The 25,840-nt window shown below is 60.6% G+C and carries 24 protein-coding genes; 17 read left to right on the top strand and 7 right to left on the bottom strand.

The window, feature by feature from the left end:
- Nucleotides 1-93: 93 nt before the first annotated feature.
- From LVD08_RS14020 to LVD08_RS14010, 3 genes are read right to left on the bottom strand one after another with little or no spacing between them, the layout of a single operon-like run.
- Complete coding sequence (locus tag LVD08_RS14020) at nucleotides 94-1,704, bottom strand: arylsulfatase (protein WP_247268424.1); 1,611 nt, start codon at nucleotides 1,702-1,704, stop codon at nucleotides 94-96.
- A 13-nt stretch (nucleotides 1,705-1,717) separates the two neighbouring features.
- Entirely contained in the window at nucleotides 1,718-2,533 is an 816-nt protein-coding gene (locus tag LVD08_RS14015; RefSeq protein ID WP_096796901.1) for an ABC transporter ATP-binding protein, read from the bottom strand.
- Nucleotides 2,530-4,128: an ABC transporter permease gene (locus LVD08_RS14010; RefSeq protein ID WP_247268423.1), complete on the bottom strand. Its 1,599-nt coding sequence runs from the start codon at nucleotides 4,126-4,128 to the stop codon at nucleotides 2,530-2,532. The genes LVD08_RS14015 and LVD08_RS14010 overlap by 4 nt, the downstream gene beginning before the upstream one ends.
- A 408-nt stretch (nucleotides 4,129-4,536) precedes the next feature.
- Between LVD08_RS14010 and LVD08_RS14005 the strand changes: the two genes are divergently transcribed.
- Entirely contained in the window at nucleotides 4,537-5,550 is a 1,014-nt protein-coding gene (locus tag LVD08_RS14005; protein ID WP_247268422.1) for an ABC transporter substrate-binding protein, read from the top strand.
- A gap of 122 nt (nucleotides 5,551-5,672) precedes the next feature.
- Here LVD08_RS14005 and LVD08_RS14000 read toward each other — a convergent pair whose 3' ends face one another.
- Nucleotides 5,673-6,593 (bottom strand): LysR family transcriptional regulator, encoded by a 921-nt coding sequence (locus tag LVD08_RS14000; protein WP_247268421.1) that lies wholly within the window; start codon nucleotides 6,591-6,593, stop codon nucleotides 5,673-5,675.
- Nucleotides 6,594-6,774: 181 nt separating this feature from the next.
- On the opposite strand from LVD08_RS14000, the gene LVD08_RS13995 reads away from it, so the two are divergent.
- Nucleotides 6,775-7,695: a TauD/TfdA dioxygenase family protein gene (locus LVD08_RS13995; protein WP_097086838.1), complete on the top strand. Its 921-nt coding sequence runs from the start codon at nucleotides 6,775-6,777 to the stop codon at nucleotides 7,693-7,695.
- A gap of 110 nt (nucleotides 7,696-7,805) precedes the next feature.
- Here the strand turns inward: LVD08_RS13995 and LVD08_RS13990 are convergent, their stop codons facing one another.
- Together LVD08_RS13990 and LVD08_RS13985 are read right to left on the bottom strand one after the other, a co-directional pair.
- Complete coding sequence (locus LVD08_RS13990; protein ID WP_247268420.1) at nucleotides 7,806-9,422, bottom strand: alkaline phosphatase family protein; 1,617 nt, start codon at nucleotides 9,420-9,422, stop codon at nucleotides 7,806-7,808.
- Nucleotides 9,423-9,612: 190 nt separating this feature from the next.
- Entirely contained in the window at nucleotides 9,613-10,557 is a 945-nt protein-coding gene (locus tag LVD08_RS13985; protein ID WP_247268419.1) for a LysR family transcriptional regulator, read from the bottom strand.
- 165 nt (nucleotides 10,558-10,722) lie between these two features.
- On the opposite strand from LVD08_RS13985, the gene LVD08_RS13980 reads away from it, so the two are divergent.
- From LVD08_RS13980 to LVD08_RS13910, 15 genes are all read left to right on the top strand, one after another.
- Nucleotides 10,723-13,083 (top strand): TonB-dependent receptor, encoded by a 2,361-nt coding sequence (locus LVD08_RS13980; protein WP_247268418.1) that lies wholly within the window; start codon nucleotides 10,723-10,725, stop codon nucleotides 13,081-13,083.
- 23 nt (nucleotides 13,084-13,106) lie between these two features.
- The gene (locus tag LVD08_RS13975) at nucleotides 13,107-14,450 is read left to right on the top strand and encodes an aryl-sulfate sulfotransferase (RefSeq protein ID WP_247268417.1); all 1,344 of its coding nucleotides are present in this window, start codon (nucleotides 13,107-13,109) and stop codon (nucleotides 14,448-14,450) included.
- Nucleotides 14,451-14,639: 189 nt separating this feature from the next.
- The gene (locus LVD08_RS13970; protein ID WP_247268416.1) at nucleotides 14,640-14,966 is read left to right on the top strand and encodes a hypothetical protein; all 327 of its coding nucleotides are present in this window, start codon (nucleotides 14,640-14,642) and stop codon (nucleotides 14,964-14,966) included.
- Between the two features lie 162 nt (nucleotides 14,967-15,128).
- Entirely contained in the window at nucleotides 15,129-15,452 is a 324-nt protein-coding gene (locus LVD08_RS13965) for a hypothetical protein (RefSeq protein WP_007963450.1), read from the top strand.
- Nucleotides 15,453-15,502: 50 nt separating this feature from the next.
- A complete protein-coding gene (locus LVD08_RS13960; protein WP_247268415.1) occupies nucleotides 15,503-15,838 on the top strand; it encodes a hypothetical protein in 336 nt (111 codons plus the stop codon).
- Nucleotides 15,839-16,112: 274 nt separating this feature from the next.
- Nucleotides 16,113-16,928, top strand: coding sequence for an energy transducer TonB (locus tag LVD08_RS13955; protein WP_247268414.1), 816 nt, complete (start codon nucleotides 16,113-16,115; stop codon nucleotides 16,926-16,928).
- Nucleotides 16,929-16,972: 44 nt separating this feature from the next.
- The gene (locus LVD08_RS13950; RefSeq protein ID WP_027611170.1) at nucleotides 16,973-17,698 is read left to right on the top strand and encodes a MotA/TolQ/ExbB proton channel family protein; all 726 of its coding nucleotides are present in this window, start codon (nucleotides 16,973-16,975) and stop codon (nucleotides 17,696-17,698) included.
- 1 nt (nucleotide 17,699) lies between these two features.
- A complete protein-coding gene (locus LVD08_RS13945) occupies nucleotides 17,700-18,101 on the top strand; it encodes an ExbD/TolR family protein (RefSeq protein ID WP_003220570.1) in 402 nt (133 codons plus the stop codon).
- 290 nt (nucleotides 18,102-18,391) lie between these two features.
- The gene (locus LVD08_RS13940; RefSeq protein ID WP_003220572.1) at nucleotides 18,392-18,973 is read left to right on the top strand and encodes an alpha/beta hydrolase; all 582 of its coding nucleotides are present in this window, start codon (nucleotides 18,392-18,394) and stop codon (nucleotides 18,971-18,973) included.
- A gap of 56 nt (nucleotides 18,974-19,029) precedes the next feature.
- Entirely contained in the window at nucleotides 19,030-19,962 is a 933-nt protein-coding gene (locus LVD08_RS13935; protein ID WP_247268413.1) for a sigma 54-interacting transcriptional regulator, read from the top strand.
- A gap of 167 nt (nucleotides 19,963-20,129) precedes the next feature.
- Nucleotides 20,130-20,927: a MetQ/NlpA family ABC transporter substrate-binding protein gene (locus LVD08_RS13930; protein ID WP_027611172.1), complete on the top strand. Its 798-nt coding sequence runs from the start codon at nucleotides 20,130-20,132 to the stop codon at nucleotides 20,925-20,927.
- A gap of 597 nt (nucleotides 20,928-21,524) precedes the next feature.
- Complete coding sequence (locus LVD08_RS13925; RefSeq protein ID WP_123375646.1) at nucleotides 21,525-22,190, top strand: amino acid ABC transporter permease; 666 nt, start codon at nucleotides 21,525-21,527, stop codon at nucleotides 22,188-22,190.
- Nucleotides 22,171-22,830, top strand: coding sequence for an amino acid ABC transporter permease (locus LVD08_RS13920; RefSeq protein ID WP_095137883.1), 660 nt, complete (start codon nucleotides 22,171-22,173; stop codon nucleotides 22,828-22,830). Before LVD08_RS13925 ends, LVD08_RS13920 begins: the two co-directional genes overlap by 20 nt.
- On the top strand, nucleotides 22,827-23,609 hold the full coding sequence (locus tag LVD08_RS13915; RefSeq protein ID WP_247268412.1) for an amino acid ABC transporter ATP-binding protein: 783 nt from the start codon (nucleotides 22,827-22,829) through the stop codon (nucleotides 23,607-23,609). Before LVD08_RS13920 ends, LVD08_RS13915 begins: the two co-directional genes overlap by 4 nt.
- Nucleotides 23,606-24,514 (top strand): transporter substrate-binding domain-containing protein, encoded by a 909-nt coding sequence (locus LVD08_RS13910; RefSeq protein ID WP_247268411.1) that lies wholly within the window; start codon nucleotides 23,606-23,608, stop codon nucleotides 24,512-24,514. Before LVD08_RS13915 ends, LVD08_RS13910 begins: the two co-directional genes overlap by 4 nt.
- A 93-nt stretch (nucleotides 24,515-24,607) precedes the next feature.
- Here the strand turns inward: LVD08_RS13910 and LVD08_RS13905 are convergent, their stop codons facing one another.
- On the bottom strand, nucleotides 24,608-25,804 hold the full coding sequence (locus tag LVD08_RS13905; protein WP_247268410.1) for an AAA family ATPase: 1,197 nt from the start codon (nucleotides 25,802-25,804) through the stop codon (nucleotides 24,608-24,610).
- Nucleotides 25,805-25,840 lie beyond the last annotated feature (36 nt).

Raw genomic sequence — 25,840 nt, 5'->3', positions numbered from 1 at the left:
GCGGGCCTCTTCGCGAGCAAGCCCGCTCCCACAGGGGAACGCATTTCAACTGTGGGAGCGGGCTTGCTCGCGAAGGCACCGAATCAGGCAACCTCAATCCGGCTGAAACGGCGAAGCACTCAAAATTACCCCGGTCTCCTCCACATATTTCTGCCAATGCCCGATCAAGCTGTTGAGCTTGTCCGGCTGACTCGACGCCAGATCATGAATCTCCCCCGGATCGCTGTTCAAGTCATAAAGCTGCCAGGTCGCCGGCCCCACCGGCCCGGGGATCCACACGGCTTTCCACGACCCTTGGCGAATCGCCCGGCGGCCAAACAATTCCCAACCGGTGACGGTGTGCTCGTCATGCACCTGCGCCGTCTCGCCAGACAAAAAGCCCAGCCACGATTTACCGCGCAGCGGCGCCACCGGTTTGCCGTGCCATTGCTTGCCCGGATGGCGCACGCCGGCCAGATCGAGAATCGTCGGGGTGATGTCCATCACCGTGCCGAAGCCGTGGCTGATCTGCCCTTTGATTGGCAATTGCGGATAGTGCAGCAGCGCCGGTACGCGAATCCCGCCTTCGGTGGTGAACGCCTTGAACAGCCGTGACGGCGCCGTCGCCACCTGCGCCCAGCTCGGCCCGTACCAGACGTAGGAATTGGCGCGGCCGATGTTGTCGAGGCTGTTGTCGTAATGCTGATTGAGGTAAGTCAGCAGTTCCGGGCCGAACTTGGGGAACGCTTCCAGCAGCGCGCCTTCGGCGCCGTTATCGGACATGAACAGGATGAAGGTGTTATCGAGTTGGCCCTGCTGGCGCAGGTAATCGACCACCCGGCCGATGTTCCAGTCCATGCGCTCGACCATGGCCGCGTAGACCTCCATGGCCCGCGCAGAAATCTGTCGCTGCTCAGCGCTCAGCGCAGCCCATTGCGCATTCAGTTGAATCAGTGGATGCGGCTCGACATCCGGCTCGATCAGGCCCAGCGCCTTGAGTTTTTCCAGGCGCTCCAGACGCAAGACTTCGGGACCGGCGTCGTAGCGGCCACGGTATTTTTCGACCACCTCGGCCGGTGCCTGCAACGGCCAGTGCGGTGCGGAGAAGGGCAGGTAAGCGAAGAACGGCCGGCTCTGATCGCGCTCCTTGAGGTACTGCAGCAGCTTGTCGCCGAAGGCGTCCGACGAGTAGAAATCCTTGGGCAGCTCATCGATAAAGGTGTCGTCTTCGATGTACAGCGCCGGAGTCGATTTCAGCAGGCCAGGGGTGTGTTCATCGTAGGTCGGCTCGAAACCATAGTGGTTGGCCGCACCCGGCAGCAGCGAGAACGAACGTTCGAAACCGCGGGCCTGCGGCGCCAGTTCAGCGGTCAGGCCGAGGTGCCATTTGCCGCTCATCAACGTCTGGTAACCGGCCTCGCGCAGCAGCTCGGGCAGGGCCACAACGCGGTCGTTGAGGTAGCCTTCGTAACCCGGTTTGCCGATCAGCTCCGGGGTCAGCGCTTCGGCCATGGTGCCGATGCCGGCGATGTGGTGGTCGGTGCCGGTCAGCAGCATCGAGCGGGTTGGCGAGCAGGTCGGAGCGGTGTGGAAATCGGTCAGGCGCAGGCCGTTATTGGCCAGGGCATCGAGGTTCGGCGTGGCGATTTCGCCACCGAAGGCGCCGATGTCGGAGAAGCCGAGATCGTCGGCCAGAATCACCAGAAAGTTGGGGCGTTGCGGCATCGAAAAGCTCCTCTCAGCAGGCAATGAACGACAGCGGCAGATCGCGGATCTGGACCGGCAGGCTCGGTTGGTAATGGTCGTCACTGGTCAGTTCGTGCAGCAGCTCTTCGCGCAGCTGATGGAAGTCGAAACTGCTGCGCTGACGCGGGTGCGGCAAGGCGATGTCGACCACTTGCTTGATCCGTCCCGGACGCGGCTCCATCACCACCACGCGATCGGCGAGAAAGATCGCTTCTTCGACGTCGTGGGTGACGAGGATCGTGGTGATTTTCGCCCGGTCGCGGATCGCCAGCAGTTCGTCCTGCATCTGCTGGCGGGTCAGCGCATCGAGTGCGCCGAAGGGTTCGTCGAGCAGCAGAATCCGTGGGCTGGCGACCAGTCCACGGGCAATCGCCACGCGCTGGGCCATGCCGCCGGAGAGCTGGTGCGGATAGGCGCGGGTGAAATCGCGCAGGCCGACCAGATCGATGAAATCGTTGATGCGCTGCTGCTTTTCGGCGGTGCTCAGCGGCTCGTTGACCAGGCCCAGACCGATGTTGTCGGCCACGGTCAGCCACGGGAACAGCCGATGCTCCTGAAACACGATGCCGCGCTCGCCGCCGATGCCGTTGACGGCTTTGCCATCGACGCTGATCTGCCCGCGAAACTGCGTATCCAGACCCACCAGCAAACGCAGCAAGGTGGATTTGCCGCAACCGCTGGACCCGACGATGGCGACAAATTCGCCCTCGGCGATGTCGAGGTTGAATTCGCGAATCGCCTCCAGTTCGAAACCGTCAACGTCGAAGGATTTGCCTACATGGGTGAAGCTGACAATCGGTGCGTTCATGCGTGTCTCCAGCGAGTAGCGCGAATTTCCAGGCGTTGGCCGATGAGGTTGAGCAGGGCGCCGGTGAGGCCGACCAGCAGCATCCCGGCCATGATCAGGTCCATGCGCAGCAGTTGTTGGGCGCCGATCATCTGGCTGCCGATGCCGCCGTTGGACGGCATGAAATATTCGGCGCCGATGGTGCCGAGCCAGGCGTAGATCAGACTCAGGCGCAGCCCGGCGAAAATCCCCGGCGCCGCACCCGGCAGCACCAGACGACGCAGGCGCTGGCCGAGGCTCAGGCGCAGCACCTGCGCGGCTTCGTTGAGTTGTGGCGAGAGGTTGGCGACGCTGCGCTGGGTGGCGATGAACAGCGGGAAAAACGCGGCGAGGGCGACGAACACCCACTTCGCCAATTCACCCAATCCGAACCACGCGGTGAGCAGCGGCACCCAGGCGAAAATCGCGATCTGGCGAATGGCGGCGAGAGTCGGGCCGAGCAGCCGTTCGCTGGTGCGCGACAGACCCAGCAACAGGCCGAGGGCGAAACCGAGTCCGCCGCCCAGCAGCAACCCGCCAAGGGTACGACCGAGGCTCAAGGCCATGCCGCTGATCAGCGTGCCGTCGAGCAGACCGTTCCTGGTCGTTTCCAGTACCGCCAGCGGGCTGACCAGGATGTTCGCATCGACCCACTGCTGATCGCTCGCCACTTGCCAGACGCCAATCAGGCTCAGGGGCAACAGCCACGGTTGCAGCCTCTGCCAGCCTTGATAGTGCGGGCCACGGCGGATTTCCGCAGTCGCCGGGTGCGGCCAGTGCACCAGTTTGCGGTCGAGAAAACCGATGCCGCGATCCATCGCTACACCGAGCACACCGATGACCACGATGCACACGAACACGATGTCGAGCATGAACAGTTGCCGTGCCCAGACCATCAGGTAGCCGATGCCTTCGCTGGACGCCAACAGCTCCACCGCCAGCAATGAAGTCCAGCCTGCGGCCAGGGCCAGACGCACGCCGGCCATGAACGCCGGCAGTGCGGCAGGCAACACCAGACGCCGGATCAGCAAGTACGACGGCAGGCGCAGTACGGCGGCGGCTTCGCGCAGTTTCGGTTGCGCATCACGAACGCCGACCAGGGTGTGCAGGGTCACCGGCACCACGATGGCCTTGATCAGCACCACCAGTTTCAGCACTTCGCCGATGCCGAAAAACACCATGAACAGCGGAATCCACGCCAGCGTCGGTACCTGTGCCAGACCGGCGAACGTCGGGAAGACCAGGCGTTCGAGGCGACGGCTGAAGCCCAGCGCGGCACCCAGCAGCGCACCAGCTGAGATCCCTGCCAGCAAGCCCCAGAGCAGACGTTGCAGGCTGATCCACAAATGACTCCACAACTCGCCCTGGGACAGCTCGATGGCGCTGTTCCACACCAGCGATGGCGCCGGCAGGATCTGCTCGCTCATCCATTGATTGCGTGCGGCCAGCCACCACAGAGCGAACAGGCTGATCGGCAACAGCCATGGCAACAGACGTTGGTTGAGGCTCGGCCACGCGCGCCGGCTTTTCAGAGGTGGCGCGGGCAGCGGCAGGCTGAGCAGGGAATCACGGGCCATGGGTGACCTCCGTTGTCGGGTTGCATGGCGAACCGCTGTGCCTGTGTGGGAGTGGGCTGGCTCACGAAGACGGAGTGTCAGGCACCGATGATGGTGAATGACACGGCCTCTTCGCGAGCAAGCCCGCTCCCACAATTGGCTAGCGGTATATGCAAAATCGATCTATAAAAATTTAAATCAATTCTATTGAGAGATAAGCAAGACCATTTAAGGCTTGCAGCGCGACGCGCATCCAATGCATTCGAAGAATATTTTCGATGCTGTTAATGCATACGCCGCTGCAGCCCGCGTGATTTCACGCTTAGCGCTAAAGGCTATAAAAATGTGCATTTATAGTATTTAAGCGAAGGTCATGCTTCGGCCTACTTTCGGCTCCTCAACGCCTGTCGTGATCAAGGAGCCGTACCCATGAACCGTCCCTTCAAACGAGTCTTCAGTCTGTTTGCCATTCCGGCACTGGCGGGCCTGCTGGCGTTTAACGCGCAGGCTGACGAACTCAAGGAAATCAGGATCGCCGTGCCTGACCTGAGCGCCGGCACCCAGCACAGCGGCGGCGGTGTGGTGGACGTGCTGCGTGACCAGCAGATCTTCGAAAAAGCCTTCGCCGATCAAGGCATCAAGATTCAGTGGAGCTTCTTCAAGGGCGCCGGGCCGGTGATCAACGAAGCGTTTGCCAATGGTCAGGTCGATCTGGCATATCTGGGCGACCTCGCGGCGATCATCGGCAAGTCCAATGGCCTCGACACGCGTTTGCTTAGCGCCAGTGCGCGTGGGGTGAAACAGTATCTGGGCGTGGTGCCGGGGTCGGGGATCAAGACCCTGCAGGATCTGAAAGGCAAGCGCGTGGCGATCTTCCGTGGCACCGCCACGCAGCTGTCGTTTGATGCGGCGCTGGCCAGTCAGGGCTTGAGCGAGAAGGACCTGAAAGTGATCAATCTCGACTTCAGCGGCGCGGTCGCGGCACTGGCGGCGAAACAGATCGACGCGTCGTGGGGCAGCTCAGGGCTGACGGCGCTGCAAGCCAAGGGGCTGGCGGAATTGCCGCTGAACACCAAGGATCTGGGTGGTGCCGGCAGTGTGCAATCGGTGCTGGTTGGCACCGGCAAGTTTGTCGACGGGCACCCGGAGGTCGTGGCGAAACTGCTCAAGGCGCAGCAGCAGGCCGTGGATTGGCTGACTCAGGACAGCAACAAGGACGCTTATGTGCAACTGGTGTCGGGGCTGGCGAGTTATCCACCGGTGATCCTGACCCAGGATCTGGCGGATCAGAAACTCAGCGAGGTGTTCCCGTCGACGCTGGACCCGGTGTTCCTCGGCAAGTTACAGGACTCGGTGGATCTGGCGGCGCAGCAGAAGCTGATTCGCAAGCCGTTCAAGGTCAGTGATTGGGTGGCGCCTGAACTGGCGGCGGCCAAGCTCTGAATCTCCAGTGTCTGGACGGGCCTCTTCGCGAGCAAGCCCGCTCCCACAGTGGATCGGCGTGAATACAAAATCTGTGTTCACCACAATTCACCGTGGGAGCGGGCTTGCTCGCGAAGGCGTCCTCAAACCGCGATGCAGACTTCCTGCTTATCCACCGCCACCAATGTCTCGATCATCGCTCTTGCTGCCGGCGACAAGCGAAACCCGGTACGACTGACAATCCCGCAGCGCGCGTTCATGCTCTCCAGGTTCTGCGGCAGATTGCGCCAGTGCAACAGCGCCAGCGAACCCTGAGCAATGTCCTCGTAAAACGCCTCTTCCGTACCGATGCCGATGGCATTCGATTGCAGCACCACTTTCACCAGCGCCGGGAAATGCTCGGTCTCGATGGTCGGGGAAAAATCGATCCGGCCGCTGAGGTTCGCCAGCAGTTTGCGAATCCCCGGCGGGATCAATGTGGTCGCCAGCGGGTAGTCGAACATGTCGTTGGTCGACAAGCTCTCCTTGGCCAGCAGCGGGTGCCCGGGCCGGCAGAAAAACACCCCGCGCTTGGGCGTAAGGGCCTGGGTCTGGAAGTTTGGATCGGCCTCGAAATGGCGGATGTCGGCGATGAAGAATTCGATCTCTTCGCGGCTCAGCGCGCGGCTGAGCTTTTCCCAGTTATCCACCTGAAAACAGGTGCGTACTTTCGGGTGCGCGTTGATGAATTGCGCCACCGCATCCGGGACCAGTTTCACCGCTGGCGCCGGGCCGCAACCAAAGTGCAGCTCCCCGGCATCAAGCTTGGTCATTTGCGTCACTTCAGCGCTGAGCAACGCCGCGCCCTGCACCAGGGTCAGGGCGTGTTGCAGCACCACCTGGCCTTCGGGTGTCGGGCGCAGATCCTTGTTGCCGCGATCCACCAGCACGCAGCCGAATTCTTGCTCCAGCCCTTGAATGCTGCGGCTGAACGCCGGTTGAGTGATGCCCATCGCGTCCGCCGCACGGACAAAACTGCGGTGTTCGTTGAGGGCGATGAAGTAGCGCAACTGGCGAAGATCCATATGCTTTCCCGGCATCCTAAAAATAGCTCGAAGGCATTTGCGACGAGGGTTGCTTGAGGTTTTAAATGCAAGCTCTTATTCCGTCAACGAAGCATGTGAATATCTATTAGATGTAAATGGAATATAGATAGAGCCATGTTTCGCTGTCGCCCAACCGCAAGCAGTCGATGAGGGTCTACCCATGAGCAATGCCGCACTCGCTGTAAAACCTGCTGTCCACGCGCTGGAAATCCATCCGGTGGCCGGCCGTATCGGCGCCGAGATTCGTGGCGTGCACCTGTCCGGTGAACTGGACGCCGCCACGGTCGAAGCCATTCAGCAAGCGCTGATCCAGTACAAGGTGGTGTTTTTCCGCGAGCAGACCCAGCTCGACGATCAGCGCCAGGAAGCCTTCGCCCATCTGCTCGGCGAGCCGGTGGCGCATCCGACCGTACCGGTGCGTGAGGGCACGCGGTATCTGCTGGAGCTGGACGGGGCCGAGGGCCAGCGCGCCAACTCCTGGCACACCGACGTGACCTTCGTCGACGCCTACCCGAAAGCCTCGATCCTGCGCTCGGTGGTGGCGCCGGCCTTCGGTGGCGACACCCTGTGGGCCAACACCGCGACCGCCTACAACGAACTGCCGAGCGAACTGCGCGAGCTGGCGGACAAACTGGTCGCCGTACATAGCAACGAATACGACTACGCCGGGGCCAAGCCGGACGTGTCGGCGGAGAAGTTGGAGCGCTATCGCAAGGTCTTCACCTCGACCGTCTACGAGACCGAGCATCCGGTGGTGCGTGTGCATCCGATCAGCGGCGAGAAAAGTTTGTTGCTGGGGCACTTCGTCAAACGCATCAAGGGTTATTCGCAAGCCGATTCGGCACATTTGTTTGGCCTGTTGCAGAGCCATGTGATCCGTCAGGAAAACACCGTGCGCTGGCGCTGGAAGGCGGGTGATGTGGCGATCTGGGATAACCGTTCGACTCAGCATTATGCGATTGATGATTACGGCACTCAGGATCGCATCGTGCGGCGGGTGACGCTCAAGGGTGAAGTGCCGGTTGGGGTGAATGGGCAGCGCAGTCAAACAATCAAAGGACTTGATATCGGCGGCGTCTGATCGGGCCTCTTCGCGAGCAAGCCCGCTCCCACAGTGGAGGTGTGTTGAACACGATGGATGTGAACAACATATGGCCCTGTGGGAGCGGGCTTGCTCGCGAAGCTTTTGATTCACCAAACGCCAATCTGCACGACTTTCTCGGTCTCCGGCTCGCCATAGCGAAACCGCTGCCCGCGCAAATCAATCTCCTGATGACTGATCGTGGTCCGCCGCTTCAAGCCGCGCACCCACTCGAACAGATACCCCGCATGCTCCTCGCGCACCGCCGCGTAGGCCGGATCCTCACCCAGATCGCGCAGCTCCTGCGGATCATTCAGCAGATCAAACAACTGCGGCCGGAAGCCGTCGTACGCCAGGTATTTCCAGCGCTCGCTGCGCACCATGGTCATGCGGCAACGGTCGATCGGCTGGCCAAGTCGCTCGCGTGCCGGGGCCTGAAAGGCGTAGTCGTATTCGCTGATGGCGTAGCGGCGCCAGTCGGGATTTTCCCCGTGCAACAGCGGGATCAGCGAGTGTCCTTCCAGCCGATGCTCGGCGCCCGCAAGGCCCAGCGCCTGGAGAAACGTTGGCAAGGCATCAATGGTTTCCGCTAGCCGCTCATCCACCGTGCCCCGAGTGATGTCCGCCGCGGCGCGCGGGTCGCGCACGATCAGGGGCACGCCCACTGCCTGTTCCAGCAAAAACTCCTTCTCGCCCAGCCAGTGGTCGCCGAGAAAGTCGCCGTGATCGCTGGTGAACACGATCAAGGTGTCATCCCAACGACCGTTGCTCTGCAGAAAATCGAACAGCCGCCCGAGCTGATCATCCACTTGCTTGATCAGGCCCATGTAGGTGGGGATTACATTCAATCGTACTGAATCACGGGAGAAGTTGAGGCTTTCCTCATGCTGGCGAAACGCCGCGTATACGGGGTGTTTGCTCGCTTCGGAGGGCGTCGCGCGGACCGGTTCGAGAATCGATTTCGTACTGTACAAGGCGTGGTATGGCGCCGGTACGATGTAGGGCCAGTGCGGTTTGATGTAGGAGAGGTGTAAACACCAGGATTTCTCACCTTGCTCGGTGATGAAGTCGATGGCTCGATTTGTAGTGTAGACAGTCTCTGAGAACTGCTCGGGAATTCGCGCTGGCAAATGCGCATGACGCATCTGCCAGCCGCTGAGGATTTCGCCGTTCTCGCCTTCGGCGGCGTTGGCCCAGTCGTGCCAGGGGTTGCGCCCGTCGAAGCCCTGCTCGCGCAGGTAATGGGTGTAGGGCGCGGATTCGCGCTTGTCGTCGAACAGTGGGTCGTCGGGGAAGATCCCGTCGTGGCGAAAGTACGGCTCGAAACCGACCTCGTTGAGCACCTCGGCCTGCGCGCTGTCCGGGTTGATCGCCAGACGCTGCAAGGCGTCGACATTGGCCGTGGCGTGGGTCTTGCCGACCAGCGCGGTGCGAATGCCGTGAGGGCGCAGGTAATCGCCGATCGTCAGTTCTTCCAGCGGCAACGGCACGGCGTTCCATGCGACCTGATGGCTGCTGACGTAGCGCCCGGTGTAGGCCGACATCCGCGACGGGCCGCAGATCGTGCCCTGGGTGTAGGCACGGCTGAAGCGCACGCCTGCGGCGGCCAGGCGATCGATGTTCGGCGTGTGCAGATGCGGATGACCGTAGCAGGACAGGTAATCGCGGCGCAGCTGATCGCACATGATGTACAGCACATTGCGCACAGGGTTTTGCGGGTTGGACATGGGGTTCACCGGTCAGAAAGACAGGCGAGGGTTTTCGCTTTCGGCGGGGGTGTTCGGCAAGTGCATTTGGGGAATGGGTTTTATGCAGTGGATGCATCGGTGCCTGTGGCGATGCCTTCGCGAGCAAGCCCACTCCCACAGGAGTACGCGTTCCAAATGTGGGAGCGGGCTTGCTCGCGAAGGCGGTGGATCAGACTGCAAAATTCTCCAGCGAACACACCTCCTCATCCACCGCATCAATTGCCTTGATCTGCTCAATCATCGCCTCGGCCAGCGGCGACAACCGATACCCCGCGCGACTGACAATCCCGTAGCGCGTGTACAGCTCCTCCAGATCATCCGCCAGGCCGTCGATCCGCAAACATACCAGCTCACCCTTGGCCTGATGCAGCGCATCGGAATACGCCCCGACAATGCCGATCGCATCCGAACGCAGCACCACGCTGAGCAGGCTCGAGCTGTTTTCGCATTCCACATTTGGCGTGAAATCCGGGCGACCGCTGAGGTCGACGATGACCTTGCGCAAGTTCGGCGGACGAATGCTCACCGCCAGTGGATAGCTCATCAATTGTTCGGCCGAAACCCGTTCAAGTGCCGCTAACGGATGCCCGGCACGGCAACAGAAATGCCATTTGCGCGGCCGCAAGCGATACGTCAGGTAATCCGGATCGGCTTCGAAGTGCCGGGTGTCGGCGACGAAGAATTCGAATTCCTCATTGAGCAGGCGTTTGCTCAGGCTCTGCCAGTCATCGACCTGAAATTGCACCCGCGCTTTCGGGTAGCGCCCGATGAACGCGCCGATCGCGCGCGGGATCAATCCGGCTGCCGGCGCCGGGCCGCAACCGAAGCGCAGCTCGCCGGCTTCCAGACCATTGAACTGACTGATCTCGTTGGCCATCTGCTGTGCGCCGCTGACCAGTCGGCGTGCATGTTCGAGCAGTACCTGACCCTGTTTGGTCGGCGGCAGGTCCTTGCGCCCACGATCGACCAGCTGACAGCCGACGCTGTGTTCCAGCGCCTGAATGCTGCGGCTGAACGCCGACTGCGACAGGTTCACCGCCTGCGCGCCGGCGACGAAGCTGCGTTGTTCGGCGAGGGCGATGAAGTGTCGAAGTTGGCGCAAGTCGATATGCATTTTTCACATAAAAAATATCCGGGAAATGCATTGGATATGCATTAGGTCGACTCCTTATAAAGGCAATCTCTTATGCAGTAAATATTTGTAAATCCATAAATAAATAACTGAAAAGAATATGCAGTACTGAAGATGTCTGTGTGTTTTTTGACCAGGAGCCGCGCCATGAGTCCGTTGAACCTTGCGTCACCCTTAACGCCACGACGGCTCAAACGCCTGCCTCTGGCCCTGTTGCTGGCGGGGAGCGCCAGCTGGACTCACAGCTACGCCGCCGAGGCCGAAGCACCGCCACCGGCGCCGGCCGGCAAACCGGCGGCCAACAGCTCGCAGCTGGAAACCGTGACCGTCACCACGCGCCGGCGCGAAGAAAGTTCGCAAGACGTGCCGACGCCGATGAGCGTGGTCAGCGGGCAGAATCTGGAGACGCAGCGGGTCTACCGGATTCAGGATTTGCAGCAACTGGTGCCGAGCGTCAACGTCGCCTACATGCACGCGCGCCAGTCCAGCGTGTCGATTCGTGGACTGGGCAACAACCCGGCGAGCGACGGCCTGGAAGGCAGCGTCGGTCTGTACATCGATAACGTGTATCTGGGCCGTCCGGGGATGGCGGTGTTCGACCTGATGGACATCGAACAGCTCGAAGTCCTGCGCGGGCCGCAGGGCACGCTGTTCGGCAAGAACACCACCGCCGGGGTGATCAACATCAGCACCCGCGCGCCGACCTTCACCCCTGAGCGCAGCATCGAAACCTCGTTCGGCGAGGACGGCTACTTCCAGACCAAGGGCACCATTTCCGGGCCGCTCAACGATCAACTGGCCGGACGCTTTTCGGCCTATCGCACCCGCAGCGACGGCGACATCAAGAACGAATACAACGGCCATGACCTGAACGGTGGCTCGCGCGATGGCTTCCGCGCGCAGTTGCTGTTCAAGCCCAACGAAGATTTCAATCTGCGCTGGATCGGCGATTACAACGAAGAGGACTCCAGCGCCGGCACCCGCGTGCTGTACAACACCGGGCCGACCATCAACGGCGTCAACCTCTACCAATCGCGGGCCAATGCCGCCGGCGCGACGCTGGTCAACGGCTCGCACCGCAAGGTCAATCTGGACAACGACCAGCACGTCACCGTGCATCAGGGCGGCACGTCGGTGGAGGCCAACTGGACGCTGCCGAGCGATTTCACCCTGACCTCGATCAGCTCCTATCGCTTCTGGAATTTCACCCCGGCCAACGACGACGGTCTCAACGTCGCGGCGACCTACAATGCCGGGGTTTCGGTCGAAGACAAACAGTACTCGCAGGAATTTCGCCTGGCCTCGCCCAAGGGCGAGTTCTTCGATTACGTGGTGGGCGCTTACTACTTCGGCTCGGATCTGGACAACAAATCCTTCGCCTATTACGGCCCGCAGGCCGACATCTGGAACGGCACGCCACGCGGTGCCCTGGCCAACGTCGGCAGCGTCGGCAACGGCCACATCAAGACCGACAGCTTCGCCCTGTTCGCCCAAGGCACCTGGCACCTCACCGAGCGCCTGGACTTCACTGCCGGGGTGCGTGGCACCTATGAAGAGAAGAACGCCTGGGTCACCCGCGATGCGCCGGTCGGTGGCGCCACTGTCACCGGTGCAGCGGCCACGGCACGCCGCGGACGCACTGGCGCCTACGATTCCGGCGATCTCAATCAGTACAGCTCAAGCCCCTCCGGATTGCTCAACCTCAGCTATCGCATCACCGATGATCTGCTCGGTTACGCCACGCTGTCCCACGGCGAAAAATCCGGTGGGGTGAACCTCGCAGTGGGTTCGGCGCCAACCGCCGGCGCCGACTCGCTGCTGATCGGCACCGAACGCGCGAACAACGCCGAACTCGGTTTCAAAAGCACCTTGTGGGACCGGCGTCTGCAGCTCAACGCCAACGTTTTCTGGACTCAGGTCAACGCCTATCAGACCAACGCCTACGACGACCTCAACCGCGTGCAATACCTGACCAACGCCGGCTCGGTGCGCTCGCGCGGCGTCGAATTTGAAAGCACGGTGATCCCGTTGCGCGGCCTGACCCTGAACTTCAACGGCTCGTACAACGACGTCAGCTACCTCTCGTACAAAGATGCACCGTGCCCGCCGGAAGTCAGCCAGGCACCGGGCGCACCGGCCTCTTGCGACCTCAGCGGCCACCAGGTGGTCGGCGCGTCGAAATGGATCGGCAACGCCAACGGCAAATACGAATGGAATCTGGCCAACGGTCTGCAACCCTACGTCACCGGCAGTTACGCGTTCCGCTCCAAAGCGGTGGGCACGGTCGAGGATTCCGATTACGGGCAGATCCCGAGCTACGCGGTGGTCAACCTGTCCACCGGTCTGCGCGGCGATTTCAATCAGGGCCAGTGGGACGTTTCGCTGTGGCTGAAAAACGCCTTCGACAAGACCTACTACACGACCCTGTGGACCGGCGGCAACGGCGGTTATGAAGGCCTGCTCGGTACGCCGCGCACCCTTGGCGTTACCGGTCGCTACGACTTCTGATCTGTCATTCAAGGAGCTGCATCATGTTGCCAGGCAAAACCGCTTTAGCGCTGTTGTTATCCGGCGCAGCGTTGAGTACCACGGTGTTCGCCGCACCCAGCGTGTACCCGACCGGCGTCACCCGTTACGACCCGGACAAGGCGTTCAATCAGTACGTGATCTTCAGTGGTGCCGACAAGCAGACGCACCTGATCGACATGAACGGCAACGAGGTGAAAACCTGGCCGCAGGCGGGGTTTCCGTCGGCGATCATCGACCCGCAACTGGTCGGCGGCGAGCGCGGGCATGTGCTGTTGCAACTGAGCGACAAGGATCCGGGCAAGCTCGGCTCCGCCGGTAACGGCCTGGGCAATCAGAGCGTCGGCGAGCTGGACTGGAACGGCAAAGTGGTCTGGCAGTGGGGCGACAAGGCGCCCGGCGGCGCAGCGCAGCAACACCATGATCAGCGGCGCCTGAGCAACGGCAACACCGTGGTGCTGGCGAACAAGGTGCACAAGGTCAAAGGCTTCAAAGTGCCCGAGGTGATCGACGATGCGATCTACGAAGTCAGCCCCGACGGGCAGGTGAAATGGCAGTGGCTGGCCTCGGAACACCTCAACGAATTCGGCTTCACCCAGGAGCAACTGAAGCTGGTGCGCGCCAGCGACAACCCGGATTACCTGCACATCAACAACCTCAGCGTGGTCGGGCCGAACAAGTGGTTCGATGCCGGGGACAAGCGCTTCAATCCAGATAACCTGTTGCTCGATTCACGCAACGCCAACTTCATCGCGATCATCGACAAACACAGCGGCAAAGTGGTCTGGCGCCTCGGCCCGAACCTGCCGCTGATCAACCCGAAAACCGCACAGAAACTGCCGCGTCCGGTGGATCAATTTGTCGGCCAGCACGACGCGCACATCATCCCTGCCGGGCTGCCCGGTGCGGGCAACCTGCTGGTGTTCGACAACCAGGGTTCGGCGGGGTATCCGAACGTCACCCTCGGGCTTATTTCCGGCTCGCGAGTGCTGGAAATCGACCCGCAGAAAAATGAAATCGTCTGGCAGTACAGCGCGGCGAATTCGAAGCAGCCGGGGTGGGCGTTCTATAGCTCGTTCATCAGCAGCGCGCGACGTTTGCCCAACGGCAATACGCTGATCGACGAAGGCATGAACGGGCGCTTTTTCCAGGTTACGGCCGGCGGCGAAAACGTCTGGGAATACGTCAGTCCTTATCTGGGTAAAGCACCGGGCAGCGACGCGATCAGCAACTGGGTCTATCGGGCGTTGCCCGTGAGTTACGACTGGGTGCCGAAGGGTACGCCGCGCTCCGAGACCGCCGTGATTGCCCCGACATCGGCAGTGCAGCAGACCAGTGCCAGTCGTTAGTTGAAAAGGAATTAATGCTCGAATGAATGGCGATAAGTTATGTGCGGTTTGAATACTGCTTATTGCAATTTCGTTGAAAAGTCGCGTGGACAATAAGTGAATGGCCAACCATCCTGAGTGTCGTGAGTTTCCAGGAGGGAACTTGCTCTCATCGGAAGACACTTATCCAACGATAAAGGAAATCACGTTATGTCGAGCATTAATGGCAATTATGTAAACGCTAACGCTGGCGCCAAACTGACGATTACCGATGGCAACGATTCCAGCGGCACCTTCAGCGGCAAGTTCAGTCAGAACGGCGTGAACTACGACATCGCTTACGGGCATTACCATTTCCAGAACAGCACCGGGCAGCCTACGATCATCACCTTCGCGGCTCTGAATGACGGCACCGGTTATCAATCCTGGACGCTGTTCTCGCCGGATCACAACTACTCAAAAGTTCGTGCGGTGGGTTCGCGTACCAACTTTGATGGTGATGTTGTTGGCCTGGCTGGAGAGTTTGTTAAACAGTAATTTTGTGTCACAAAAAAGCCGTCATGCTATTGAGCCTGGCGGCTTTTTTCTTACATGAAATAAGTCATTTTCATGTTGGTTGTGTTTCCTGTGGATGACAGCGTTTGCTGGCGTCTGATTCTAAGCTCGAGGTGAACTCAATCATTCGAGCAGGACGCTTACATGCAAAACGCGCTTTATTCCAACACCCTCGATGGGCCCTCTCTGACCATTGTCGATTCCGATGACCGCACCGGGGTCTTCGGCGGCACGTTGCATCACCAAGGCATCAACTACGGCATTGTCAGTGGCCGTTATGCCAGCCTCAACGGCTACCAGCCGCCAACCGTGGTCACGCTGATTGCCAATAACCAGGATCACGGTTATTTCGCCCTGACCCTGTTCTCGCCAAGTCGCGGCACTCATGAACTGCAGGGGCACTGCGTGCGCGTTACCTATGACGGCGTGGTCAGCAGCCTGCCGGGCGACTTCGTTCGCCACGCATGAGGCGCAGCCAGCGCCAGATTTCTTCGCAAACACAAGCAAGGATGCTGCACATGTCCACGATCAATGGCGTTTATCGTCATGAACCTTCAGATACAACCTTGACCCTGACCGAGGGCGATGACCGCACCGGCAGTTTTACCGGCACGTTGTCCGTGTCCGGCACCGATTACCCGATCGCATTTGGCAATTTTCATTTCAGGCATGGCTTTTCAACAGGCCCGGTCGCTATCTCTTTCAATACGCTGACGGCCGATGGCACGGCGCAAGCCTGGGTGATGTTTTCGCCCGATCACGCCTACACACGCTTGCGGTCAATGGGCAGCGCGGCGGACATGATGGGCAACACCGGGTTGAATGGCCTGGAATTCATCCGGCAAAACCGCTGAAGAAGCGCGAAATGAGCGGGTTTCGCATGCCTTCGCCGAATATTTTTCATGCTTGAAAAGCATTGTAAATTCAGCCCTCGGCGCCAGGCCTTGCAGGCCGTGGCTTTGCGACAATCTACGAAAACCTATATTCGTAAAAAATCTAAACACATCGATAAAAGTTACTTTCGGAGATAAGCGATTGCTCCAATGATTCACCCAACGACCGGTCGCCCGGGGGATGTTTGCGGCGACCTGTCGGGTACTTCGCAAAAAGACTGCAGGGAGTGAATCAATGGGCAATGTCCAGACCGCCGCCAGCGCACAGGAATTGCTGTGGCGTCAGACGCCGAGTGGCGAATTGGTCGATCTCGGCCGGCCGCATCGTGTGCCGCTGGGGCAGTTGCGTTTGCAGCGTGCGCCCAAGGGCATTCTGAGCCGCCGTGAAACCATTCTGCTCGGCGTGCTGGCGCTGCTGGTGCACGGTGCGGTGATCTACTGGATCAACCAGCATCCGACGCCGGCGTTGCCGATCGTGCCGCCGGAAATTCCGCCGATGACCATCGAGTTTTCGCGGCCGGCGCCACCCGCGCCACCAGTGGTCGAACCGCCGCCACCGGCAACGGTCGTTGAGCCACCGCCGCCGGTTGAAGACGAGTTGGCGGTGAAGCCTCCGCCACCCAAACCGATTCCCAAACCCAAGCCGAAACCGGTGGCCAAACCGGTGCCGAAACCGGCGCCCAAAGCTGTTGAACAACCGCCCGCGCCGCCGCAACCGGCCGCTCCGGTTGCCGCCCTGGCACCGCCCGCCCCACCGGCTCCCGCGCCAGTGACACCGGCCTCGGCCAACGCCGCGTATTTGAAGAACCCGGCGCCGGAATATCCGTCGCTGGCCCAGCGTCGCGGCTGGGAAGGCACGGTGTTGTTAAGGGTGCACGTGTTGGCCAATGGCAAACCGGGCGAGATCCAGATTCAGAAAAGCAGTGGTCGGCAACAGCTCGACGATGCGGCACTCAATGCCGTCAAACAGTGGAGCTTCGTGCCGGCCAAGCAGGGTGATGTCGCCCAGGACGGCTGGGTCAGCGTGCCCATCGATTTCAAGATTCATTAAACCGAAACCTATTCGCGCTAAATGTTTACACGAGGGAATACATCATGACGTTACTGGCCTCTCCACTGGAATCCATCGAAAGCGCGGTGATCTGGCTGCTGGTGGTTTTTTCCGTTGCCACCTGGGGACTGGCGCTGCTCAAGGCTGTGCAGTTTGGTCGTCTGAAGGCGCAGGATCGCAAGTTTCATAAACGCTTCTGGGCGGCCTCGAGTCTGGATTCCGCCGCCGAGTTGAGCGAAACCCAACCCGGCGCGGCGGCCCGGGTGGCACAAGCCGGTTACGCGGCGATTCAGGTGGGCGAGGCGCCGCAGGCCAATGACCTGAGTCAGGCGATCAACCATCAGGATCGGTTGGAGCGTGCCCTGCGCCAGCAGATCGTCCGCGAACGGCGTTCGCTGGAAACCGGTCTGGCGGTGGTCGCGAGTATTGGTAGTACGTCGCCGTTCATTGGTCTGTTCGGCACGGTGTGGGGAATCATGGAGGCGCTCAAAGGCATCAGCGCGGCAGGCTCGGCGAGCCTGGAAACCGTCGCCGGTCCGATTGGCGCGGCACTGGTCGCCACCGGTGTGGGGATCGCCGTCGCGGTACCGGCGGTGCTGGTTTACAACTACTTTTTGCGTCGTCTGAAACTGACGGCGGCGGACCTGGATGACTTCGCCCACGACTTCTACAGCCTGGCGCAAAAGAGCTCGTTTCGCGTGCTGATCCACCCGACGGCGCACAAGGTCGCGGCACCGGGCAACGCGACAAAAGTGAAGGAGGCGTCCTGACATGGCCTTCTCCACACAAGACAGCGACGAGGTGCTGAGCGAGATCAACGTGACACCGCTGGTGGACGTGATGCTGGTGCTGCTGGTGGTGTTTATCGTCACCGCGCCGCTGCTGACCAATGCGATCCCGATCAACCTGCCGAAAACCGAAGCGGTGGCGCCGGTCGAGCAGAAAGATCCGCTGGTGGTGAGCATCGACGGCGCCGGCAAACTGTTTATCAACAAGGATGAAATTCAGCCGGACTTGCTGGAATTCAACCTCAAATCGGCCAAGGCCAAGGACCCGGAAGTGCGCGTGCAACTGCAGGCCGACGACGGGGTGAACTACGGCGAAGTGGCGCGGGCCATGGCTTCGATCGAGCGGGCGGGAATTACCAAATTGTCGGTGATCACCGCGCGGTAACAGGATTTACGTTTTTCCGGGGCCGTCTCCTTGGCAGGGTGCGGCCCTTTTTTTATTCCGCAAAACTAGCCTCACCACCGACCCATTGTGGGAGCGGGCTTGCTCGCGAAAGCGTCAGCTGCATCGACATCGATGTTGGCTGAGCCACCGCATTCGCGAGCAAGCCCGCTCCCACAGGAGTATCTCTAATATTCTTTTCGGGTCTTAATAAATAGCTTCTTATTCCTTAACGAATATAAATCCCGTCCCTATACTCGATCAGGAACAGACACGACGCAGGAGAGCTCCCCATGCGCAACGAATCAATCCGCTACCTGATTGTGCCGGGCTGGCAAGGATCGCCAGAAGATCATTGGCAAACCCACTGGCAGAACAGTCTGCCCAACAGCGCACGCGTGGAGCAGGCCGACTGGCTGACGCCGCGCCGTGAAGACTGGGTCGCGGCGCTGGCCGAAGCGATTGCTGCCGACAGCACGCCGGTGATCCTGATTGCTCACAGCCTGGGTTGCATCACCGTTGCACATTGGGCTGCCACCGCGCCCGTGCAATACCTGCGTCAGGTGCGCGGTGCGTTGCTGGTCGCACCGGCCGATGTCGAGCGTCCGGCCTGCGCGCCTGCGTTGCGCAATTTCGCGCCGATCCCGACCGATCTGTTGCCGTTCCCCAGCCAGGTGGTCAGTTCCGACAACGACGCCGCCGTCAGCGCTCCGCGCGCTCTTGAGCTGGCGCGCAACTGGGGCGCCGAGGCGGGAATTCTTGCCGGGGCGGGGCACATCAACGTCAAGTCTGGGCATCAGCGCTGGGAGCAGGGTTTCGCTTATCTGTATCGCCTGCAAAACCGTATGGAACACCACGCCCGGCGTCGCGCTTGAACCTTTTTCTTTTCTGAACGCCCCCGTCTGCCGGCGGTTCTGGGCGGGAGTCTGCCATGAGTTTCGAAACGTTCGGTCAGCCGTTGCTGACCTTTCCCGATGCGGAAAAAAGTCCCCTGAGCATTCGCGCCAAGGCGCTGGTGTTCGTCGATCCCCGCTCCCGCCAGTTGCGCGAGCAGTTGGAGCACCTCGCGCCGCGTGCCATTTCGGTGTTGATTCGTGGCGAGACCGGCACCGGTAAAGAGCTGCTCGCGCGCCACATCCACCGTGCCAGTGATCGCAGCGGTCTGTTCGTCTCGGTCAATTGCGGCGCGATCAGTCCGACCTACGCCGATGCCGAACTGTTCGGCTATGCCGCCGGCAGTTACACCGGTTCGGCGAGCAGTCGCGCCGGCTGGTTCGGTTCGGCCAATGGCGGCACCTTGTATCTGGACGAAATCGGCGATCTGCCGTTGCCGATCCAGATCAAACTGCTCGCCGCCCTGGAAAACCACGAAGTCACCCGCGTCGGCGCACATCAGCCAAGCCCGGTGGATGTGCGGCTGGTGGCGGCAACCAGCATTGATCTGGCGCAAGCGGTGGACGCCGGAAAATTCCACGAACGGCTTTACCACTACCTTAGCGAAGGTCAGCTGGAATTGCCGGCCCTGCGCGAACGAATCGGCGACATCCTGTCGCTGGCGGAATATTTCCTCGGTATCTACAGCCAGCGCCTTGATCTGCCGGTGCCGTTGATCAGCGAAGCGGCGCAGCACCTGCTGGAGCGCCACAGTTGGCCGGGCAACACCCGTGAGCTGGAAAACGTCATTCACTTTGCGCTGCTGGTCAGCACCGGCGATGAAATCCTGCCGGAGCACCTGAACCTGCCCGAAGTGTCTGGGCCGCAGCTTCAGATCGAACGACTGGTGGCACAAATCACCATCGGCGGGAGCGTCGACGAACGTAAGGCTTTGAAAGATCTGCTGATTGGTTTGAGCCAGCAGTTGTAGCCGTTCGGTTCTGTATGAACGAAATGGAATATCAAAGTGAATAAACGTTATTGTGCGGGAATAAAAAATCCCGGTATTGTCCGCTTCACGCCGGGGATAGCACTTCACTGGCACTCGTATTAATAGCCGTCGCCATTCGCGACCGTGATTCTCGATAAGGACACTGCATGAAAAAGGTTCTGTTGTTTACCGCATTGGCGGCTGCTCTGACTGCTTCCCTGGCCCAGGCTGGCGAGAAACTGGTGGTGGCGGCGACTCCGGTGCCGCACGCGGAAATTCTCGAGCTGATCAAACCGACCCTGGCCAAAGAAGGCGTGGATCTGGAAATCAAGGTCTTCACCGACTATGTGCAGCCAAACGTGCAGGTAGGCGAGAAGCGTCTGGATGCCAACTACTTCCAGACCAAGCCTTACCTGGACAGCTTCAACGCCGGCAAATACAAGGACGACAAGTCCAAGTACCTGGTGACCGTGCAAGGCGTCCACGTTGAACCGTTCGGTGGCTACTCGAGCAAGTACAAGAAACTGGCTGATCTGCCAGACGGCGCGACCATCGCCATCCCGAACGAAGGCAGCAACAGCGGCCGTGCGCTGATCCTGCTGCAGAAGGCTGGCCTGATCGAACTGAAAGATCCGAAAAACGCCTTGGCGACCCCTAAGGACATCGCCAAGAACCCGCACAACTTCAAGTTCAAGGAACTGGAATCGGCCCTGTTGCCACGTGTGCTGAAGGAAGTTGATCTGGACATGATCAACACCAACTACGCGCTGGAAGCCAAGCTGAACCCGACCAAGGATGCGCTGGTGATCGAAGGCGCTGACTCGCCTTACGTGAACTTCCTGGTAGCCCGTGAGGACAACAAGAACAGCGACGCCATCAAGAAACTGGCCGCTGCCCTGACCAGCCCTGAAGTCAAAGCGTTCATCGAGAAGAAGTACAACGGCGCGGTATTGCCGGCGTTCTGATCCGACGCTAAACCACCCCTTCAAGGTATGAAAACGCCGATGGCCAGTGATGGTCATCGGCGTTTTTGTGCGTGCTCGATTTATGGGATCGACATTCCTGTGGCGAGGGAGCTTGCTCCCGCTGGAGGCCGAAGGACTCCCAATGGCGTGCCCGGTTTGCAACTGCTGCGCAGCCGAGCGGGAGCAAGCTCCTAGCCACAAAATATCAAAAGCCAGATCGGGTGCAGGCCACTTGAGCCTTCAACGCCCGGCGCAACGCCACGAGCAATTTCACGATGTCCTGCGGATCCAGTCGCTGCGGCACTTTTACGTCCATGTTGTCTTCCTTGTAATGGTTTGGCCGGGGGAGTCTGGCCAAAAGCTGTTCGTCCTTGGAGGGCTTTCGTGCAAAAAAGATCCTTCCTACAGCGCAAGGGAAAATAGCCTTCTTATTCCTTCCCGGCAAACCCACAGGATAGTTTTTTGCGTGATATCAATATGCTTTAACGGTATTTAAATTCTTGTTTTTATACCTATAAAGTCAGCGCCTGCCGGACAGTTACCCGCTGTCCATGGACTGCATGACCGTCGCTTACCGAGCGACGTCCAGGATGCTTCATGACTTTCGATTACGCATTTATCCTCAGTACCCTGCCGGCCTTTCTCAAGGCTGTGGGCGTGACGCTGCAAGTCGGGTTCATCGCCATTGGCACGTCGCTGCTGGTGGCGCTGCTCAATGCAACGATCCTGGTGTTCCGCACACCGTACCTGCAAAAACTGGTGGGCCTTTATGTGGAACTGGCGCGCAACACGCCGCTGCTGATTCAACTGTTCTTCGTCTACTTCGCCCTGCCGGCGCTGGGGATCAAGGTTTCCGGGTTCACCGCGGCGATCATCACCATGACGTTTCTCGGTGGCGCCTACCTCACTGAAGTGCTGCGCGCTGGCGTCGACGCGGTGCCGCAGGCGCAGCTCGAATCGGGGCGTTCCATCGGCCTGTCCCACGGCCAGTTGCTGCGCTACGTAATCCTGCCGCAAGCGGGGATTCTCAGCCTGCCGTCGCTGTTCGCCAATTTCATTTTCCTGCTCAAGGAAACCACCGTGGTCTCGGCGGTGGCGGTGCCGGAAATCCTCTACACCACCAAAAGCTACATCGCGCTCTACTACAAAACCTACGAAATGCTCGCCGTGCTGACGCTGATCTGCGTGCTGTTGTTCTTGCCGCTGTCGCTGTTGCTCAGCCGTCTGGAAAGGAGGCTCCAGCATGGCCAGTTCGGGTCTTGAGCTGCTCTGGGTGTCGTTGCCGCAACTGGCAAAAGGCGCCGGGCAAACCTTGTCGATTTCGTTCCTGAGCATCGCCATCAGCACCGTTGGCGGCGTGCTCTACGGCGTATTGCGCACGCTCAATGTGGCGTGGCTGAACGCGATCCTGCGGATCTATCTGGAACTGTTCCGGGCGATCCCGGTGCTGGTCTGGCTGTACCTGCTGTTTTTCGGCCTGCCGATTTTCTTCGGCCTGAGCCTGCCGAGCTTCTGGTGCGCGGTGCTGGTGCTGTCGCTGTGGGGTGCCAGCGAGGTTGGCGAAGTAGCGCGCGGTGCGTTGCATTCTTTGCCGCGCGGGCAGCGTGAAGCAGGGTTGTCGATCGGTCTCAATGCGGCGCAACTCTATGGCTACGTGCTGCTGCCGCAGGCGCTGAAACGCATGACGCCGCCGACCATCAACGTCTACACGCGAATCATCAAGACCAGCTCGCTGGCGGTGCTGATTGGCGTGGTCGATGTGATCAAGGTCGGCCAGCAGATCATCGAGCGCACTTACGAATCGGTGCTGATCTACGGCGCGCTGTTTCTGTTTTTCTTTTTCATCTGCTACCCGCTCTCGGCCGCTTCGCGCGTGCTGGAGCGGCGCTGGACGCAAGCATGAGCGCATTGGTCGAGTTTCAGGGGTTCAACAAATTCTATGGCGAGCAGCAGGTGCTCAAGGGCATCGACCTGCAAGTGCGCAGCGGCGAAGTGATCGTCATCCTCGGCCCCAGCGGTTGTGGCAAAAGCACGTTGCTGCGTTGCCTCAACGGCCTGGAAAGCGCACACAGCGGCAGCCTCAAATTTGCCGGGCGCGAGCTGCTGGACAAGGCCACCGACTGGCGCGAAGTGCGCCAGCAGATCGGCATGGTGTTCCAGAGTTATCACCTGTTCCCGCACATGAGCGTGCTCGACAATTTGCTGCTAGGCCCGCTCAAGGTGCAAAAGCGCCAGCGCCGTGAAGCGCAGCAGCAAGCCGAAGCCTTGCTTGAGCGCGTGGGCCTGGCGGACAAGCGCGACGCCTTCCCGCGCCAGCTCTCCGGCGGCCAGCAGCAACGCATCGCCATCGTCCGCTCGTTGTGCATGAACCCACGGGTCATGCTCTTTGATGAAGTCACCGCCGCCCTCGATCCGGAGATGGTCAAGGAAGTGCTGCAAGTGATTCAGGGCCTGGCCCGCGAGGGCATGACCCTGCTGATCGTCACCCACGAAATGGCCTTCGCCCGCGCGGTGGCCGACCGCATCGTGTTCATGGATGCCGGACGCATCCTTGAACAGAACCCGCCCGAGATTTTCTTTACGAACCCGCAAACCGCACGCGCGCAGCAGTTTCTGGAGAAGTTCTCCTTCGTTGCAACACTGCCTGAAACGAATCCGACAAAGGAACTGGAACCGCTATGAAAACTGCCAAGTCATCCCTGTTTTTACTGCCGCTGCTGGGGCTCGCGCTGCTCGCCGGCTGCAACAAATCCGAAGAACCGGCCAAGCCGAAAGTCGCCAGCGAAAGCACCGCGCCAGCCGGTTACCTGGACAAGATCAAGGCCCGCGACAAACTGATCGTCGGCGTATTCACCGACAAGCCGCCGTTCGGTTTCGTCGATGAAGCCGGGCGCTACGTCGGCTTCGACACCGATATCGGTCGGCGTTTCGCCAAGGATCTGCTGGGCGACGAGAACAAGGTCGAGTTCGTGGCCGTGGAACCGGCGAGCCGCATTCCGTTCCTGCAGAGCGACAAGGTCGACCTGATCCTCGCCAACATGACCGTGACCCCGGAGCGCAAGGAGGCGGTGGAATTCACCAACCCGAACCTCAAGGTCGCGGTGCAGGCGCTGGTGCCGCAAAGCAGCGCGGTAAAAAATCTGGATGACCTGGCCACTCGCACCACCATCGTTACCACCGGTACCACCGCCGACATCTGGCTGACCAAGAATCATCCGGACTGGAAACTGCTGAAGTTCGAGAAAAATTCCGAGTCGTTGCAAGCCTTGGCCAACGGTCGCGGCGATGCCTACGCGCAGGACAATCTGGTGCTGTTCAGCTGGGCCAAGCAGAACCCGGGCTACCGCGTGCTGGACGAAAAACTCGGCGCCGAAGCACCGATTGCCCCGGCAGTGAAGAAGGGCAACGTCGAGCTGCGTGACTGGGTGAATACCGAGCTGGCCAAGTTGGGTGAGGAGAAATATCTGCTCAAGCTGTATGACCAATATGTGCGTAAAGAACTGAGCGATGACACCCAGCCTGAGAGTGTGATTGTCGAGGGTGGCAAGTGGCAGGGGTGTTTGGCCGTTAAACGCGCGCAGACCTGAAGGTCCCCTTGGCGAGCAGGCTCGCTCCCACAGGGGACCGCATTCCAACTGTGGGGGCGACCCTGCTCGCGAAAGCGCTCGCTCAGGTGCCGCTCAATCCGGCCAGTTCCACGCCGGCTCATCCAGCACCCGCTGCCCGACAATTCCGGTCTGCCCCAGCGTCTTCTCCAGCACGATGCAGTTGCATTCGGGATCTTCCTGCAACGCCGAAATCAACCGTCGCGCATGGGACACCACCCACACCTGACACGCCTGCGAAGCGCGAATGATCAAGCGCGCCAGCGCCGGCAACAGATCCGGGTGCAGACTGGTTTCCGGTTCGTTGAGCACCATCAATGACGGCGGGCGTGGCGTCAGCAGCGCGGCGATCAGCAACAGATAACGCAGGGTGCCGTCCGACAGCTCCGCCGCCGACAGTGGCCGCAGCAACCCCTCCTGAAAGAACTCGATGGCAAAGCGTCCGCCGGCCAGCGGTGCGATGTTCAGTCTTGCGCCGGGAAACGCGTCGCTGATCGCCGCCTGCAACGCCTCGGGGTCGCCGATTTCATTGATGGTCTGCAGGGCTGCGGCGAGGTCGCGACCGTCGTGGTGCAGCACCGGCGTACGCGTACCCAGTTGCGGTTGGCGCACCGGGGCGTCGGCGTCGCTGCGAAAGTGATCGTAGAAGCGCCAGCGGCGAATGAACTCGCGCATCTGGAACACTTCCGGCGAACCGCGCAGACTGCCGATCTGATCGAACAGGCTGTCGAAATTCGGTGTGTGCTGCGCCAGCACGTCCCAGCTGCGTCCTTCGCGGGCGCGAATCATCGGGCCGTTGCGATCCACCAGCAGGCTGGCCGGGCGATAGAGCGGCCCGGCCCAGATGCATTCGCGCTTGATCTGCGGATCGAGGCTGAAGCGCGAGGGGCTTGGACGACTGTCCCCCGGCAGCATGAAATGTCCGTTGGAGTCGGGCAATCCGAGGCTGATGGAGTAGCTGAAATCCTCGCCGGCAAACCCCAGGCGCAGACGTTTGACGCCCTGACGCACCGTCGGCTCGATCGCCACTTCGCCGTTGCGCATGCGCCGACTGATGGTTTCCGGCCCGGCCCAGAAGGTCGAATCCAGCCCGCCCTCGCGGGCCAGCGCATTGACCACGCCACCCTGGGCGGTCTCCGCCAGCAGCCGCAAGGCCCGATAGAGATTGGACTTGCCGCTGCCGTTGGGGCCGGTGATCAGGTTCAGCCGGCCCAGCGGAATCACCAGTTTGTTGATCGAGCGGTAATTGGCCACCGCGAGGGTCTTGAGCATGAAAATCCTTCTCTTGAGGCGACCATTGTAGGAGCT

Origin of the sequence: Pseudomonas sp. YL2 (genome assembly GCF_023063025.1) — a bacterium.
In the GTDB taxonomy this organism is placed as follows: domain Bacteria; phylum Pseudomonadota; class Gammaproteobacteria; order Pseudomonadales; family Pseudomonadaceae; genus Aquipseudomonas; species Aquipseudomonas putida_A.
Note: the sequence above shows the minus strand (reverse complement) of the source record. Positions and strands in the feature narration are given on the sequence as shown.